The 2,772-nt window shown below is 74.1% G+C and carries 3 protein-coding genes and 1 pseudogene; 3 read left to right on the top strand and 1 reads right to left on the bottom strand.

The genetic code is table 11. The features are described from left to right. Positions 1 to 295: pseudogene (locus tag H5J29_RS28060) on the bottom strand (S-methyl-5-thioribose-1-phosphate isomerase); the annotation flags it as partial. Positions 296 to 401: 106 nt separating this feature from the next. On the opposite strand from H5J29_RS28060, the gene H5J29_RS28055 reads away from it, so the two are divergent. The 3 genes from H5J29_RS28055 to H5J29_RS28045 form a co-directional block, all read left to right on the top strand. After that, complete coding sequence (locus H5J29_RS28055) at positions 402 to 1,343, top strand: metal ABC transporter solute-binding protein, Zn/Mn family (RefSeq protein WP_312858452.1); 942 nt, start codon at positions 402 to 404, stop codon at positions 1,341 to 1,343. A 2-nt stretch (positions 1,344 to 1,345) separates the two neighbouring features. Continuing rightward, positions 1,346 to 2,083, top strand: coding sequence for a metal ABC transporter ATP-binding protein (locus tag H5J29_RS28050; protein WP_181783998.1), 738 nt, complete (start codon positions 1,346 to 1,348; stop codon positions 2,081 to 2,083). After that, positions 2,071 to 2,772 (top strand): metal ABC transporter permease (locus tag H5J29_RS28045; RefSeq protein WP_181783997.1); only part of this gene is annotated, 702 nt, incomplete at its 3' end. The genes H5J29_RS28050 and H5J29_RS28045, both read left to right, overlap by 13 nt.

Genomic DNA, 2,772 nt, shown 5'->3' with positions numbered 1-2,772 from the left:
CGTCCGCGGCGGCGGCCGCCCGCCCCACCCCCCGCCGCAGGTTGACGGCGGTGGGCCGGGCCGAGGCGATCACCTCCGGATCGACGCCCTCGCGGCGGGCCAGGACCACCCCGAACGCCCCCGCCACCCCGAGCGCGGGCGCACCCCGGACCACCAGCCGTCGAATCGCGTCGACGAGGGCGGCGACGGAGGATACGGCGACCAGGTGTCGTTCGGGGAGCCGAGTCTGGTCGAGCAGCACGAGCGCGTCGCCCTCCCAGGCGAGCGTGGGCGGCAGGTCAGTGGCGGAGGACACCGGTGAACCTTCTCAGAAGGAGACACCACGGGCAGGCGGAGCACCCTATAGTCACCGCACCTGGTAGATGCACCTCAACATCGTTGTAGGCGAGGCTACATTGCGCGTGTGGACGGTCGTGGCGCTCGCCGTCGCGCTCCTGACCTCCGGCTGCGCCGCGCAGACCGTCACCGCCGACCGGGCCCCGATCGCCGAGCGCACGCTGCAGGTGACCACGACCACTACCATGATCACCGACGCCGTCCGCCGGATCGGCGGCGACCGCGTGCAGGTGACCGGGCTGATGGGGCCGGGTGTGGACCCCCACCTGTTCAAGGCCAGCGCGCGGGACGTCCGGACCTTCCGCAACGCCGACGTCGTCTTCTACGGCGGCCTGGGGCTCGAGGGGAAGATGGGAGACCTGCTCGCGCAGCTCGCCGCCCGCCAGCCCACGACCGCGGTGACCGACGGGATCCCACGGGAGGCCCTGCTCACCCACGCGGGCAGCCCCGAGCCGGATCCGCACATCTGGTTCGACGTGGCGCTCTGGGAGGACTGCGTCCGCACGATCGCGGAGCGACTCGAGGGCCTCGACCCCACGCACGCCGCGGTCTACCGGGCCAACCTCGCGGACTACCTCGCCGAGCTCACCGCGCTCGACGGCGAGGTCCGCGCCCGGATCGCCGCGATCCCCGCCGACCGGCGGCTGCTGGTCACCTCGCACGACGCCTTCGCCTACTTCGGCCGCCGCTACGGCATCGAGGTCGCCGCCATCCAGGGCATCTCGACGGCCGCGGAGGCGACGACCGCCGACGTCGAGCGGGTGGCGGCGCTGCTCGCCGAGCGCCGGGTGCCCGCGGCGTTCATCGAGACGTCCGTCCCGCGGCAGACGGTCGACGCCCTGCTCGCCGCGACCGCGCAGCGAGGGTTCACCACCCGCGTCGGTGGGGAGCTGTACACGGACTCCGGCGGCGCCGAGGGCACCCCGGAGGGCACCTACGTCGGCATGGTCCGGGCCAACGCCGAGATGATCGCGTCCGCCCTGGGCGCCGTTGCGCAGGAGAGGTGACGATGGACGCCCTGGAGATCTCCGGGCTCACGGTCAGCTACCGGGCCACCCCCGCCCTCTGGCAGGTCGACGCGACCTTCCCGCGCGGGGCGCTGTCCGCGATCGTCGGGCCCAACGGGGCGGGCAAGTCCACGCTGCTCAAAGCCTCGTTGGGGCTGGTCGCAGCCGAGTCCGGCACGGTGCGCATCGCCGGTGTGGAGGGCCGCGCGGCGCTGGCGAACCTGGCCTACGTGCCGCAGGCCGAGTCGGTGGACTGGGACTTCCCGATCACCGTCGACGAGGTCGTCGCGATGGGCCGCTACCGCTCCGCGGGCTGGTTCCGCCGGATCGGCCGCGCCGACCGCGCGATCGCCACGCAGTGCCTGGAGCGAGTGGGGATGGCCGCCTTCGCCCGCCGTCAGATCGGCCGGCTGTCCGGCGGGCAGCGGCAGCGCGTCTTCCTCGCCCGCGCGCTCGCCCAGCGGGCCGAGGTGCTGGTGATGGACGAGCCGTTCGCGGGCATCGACGCCCGCACGCAGGCCGACCTGCTCGAACTGCTGCGCGAGCTGTCGGACGAGGGCGGGTCCACCGTCGTCGTGCACCACGACCTGGCCCAGGTGCGCGGCGCGTTCGACTGGGCGCTGCTGCTCAACGTCCGGGCGCTGGGCTGCGGCCCGGTGGCCGAGGTGCTCACCGAGGAGCGGGTCCGCGAGGCCTACGGCGCGGGCCTGCCGGAGGGGACGCCGGTGTGGACCGGCTGAGCGCTCTGCTGGGCCTGCCGTACACCGACACCGTCGTCGTCGCGGGCGCGTTGGTGCTGGGGATCTCCGCGGGGGTGCTCGGCTCCTTCGCTGTCCTGCGTGGACGGTCCCTGGTCGGCGACGCCATCGCCCACGCCACGCTGCCCGGGGTGTGTGTCGCGTTCCTGGTCACCGGCACGAAGGAGGTCGCGGGCCTGCTGGCCGGGGCCGCGGTCGCCGGGGTGGTCGCGGCGCTGTTGATGGTCGCGGTCGAGCGCAGCGTGCTGCGCGCGGACACCGCGATCGGCGTGGTGCTCTCCGGCTTCTTCTCCCTCGGCATCGTGCTGCTCACCCACATCACCGCGACCGGCGACGCCCAGCAGGCGGGCTTGGAGGCCTTCCTCTTCGGGCAGGCCGCCGGCCTGCTGGAACGGGACGTTGCGGTGATGGGGGCGATCGGGCTCGTCGGGTTGGTGGCGGTGGCGGTGCTGCGCCGGGTGCTGGCCGCGACCCTGTTCGACCGGGCGTACGCGGCGGCGATCGGGCTGTCCACCCGGCTCGTCGAGGTGGCGGTGACGCTCTTCCTGGTGGCCGCGGTGGTGATCGGGGTGCGGCTGGTCGGCGCGATCCTGATGGTCGCGATGCTCGCCGTGCCGACGGTCGTGGCGCGGCAGCTGGCGGACCGGTTCGGCTGGGTGCTGGTGCTGGCC

This window comes from Pseudonocardia pini, assembly GCF_013870575.1.
Lineage (GTDB): Bacteria > Actinomycetota > Actinomycetes > Mycobacteriales > Pseudonocardiaceae > Pseudonocardia > Pseudonocardia pini.
Note: the sequence above shows the minus strand (reverse complement) of the source record. Positions and strands in the feature narration are given on the sequence as shown.

Coding starts and splice junctions, on each gene's coding strand:
- H5J29_RS28050 (WP_181783998.1), top strand. CDS start 1,346: ATGGACGCCCTGGAGATCTCCGGGCTCACGGTCAGCTACCGGGCCACC.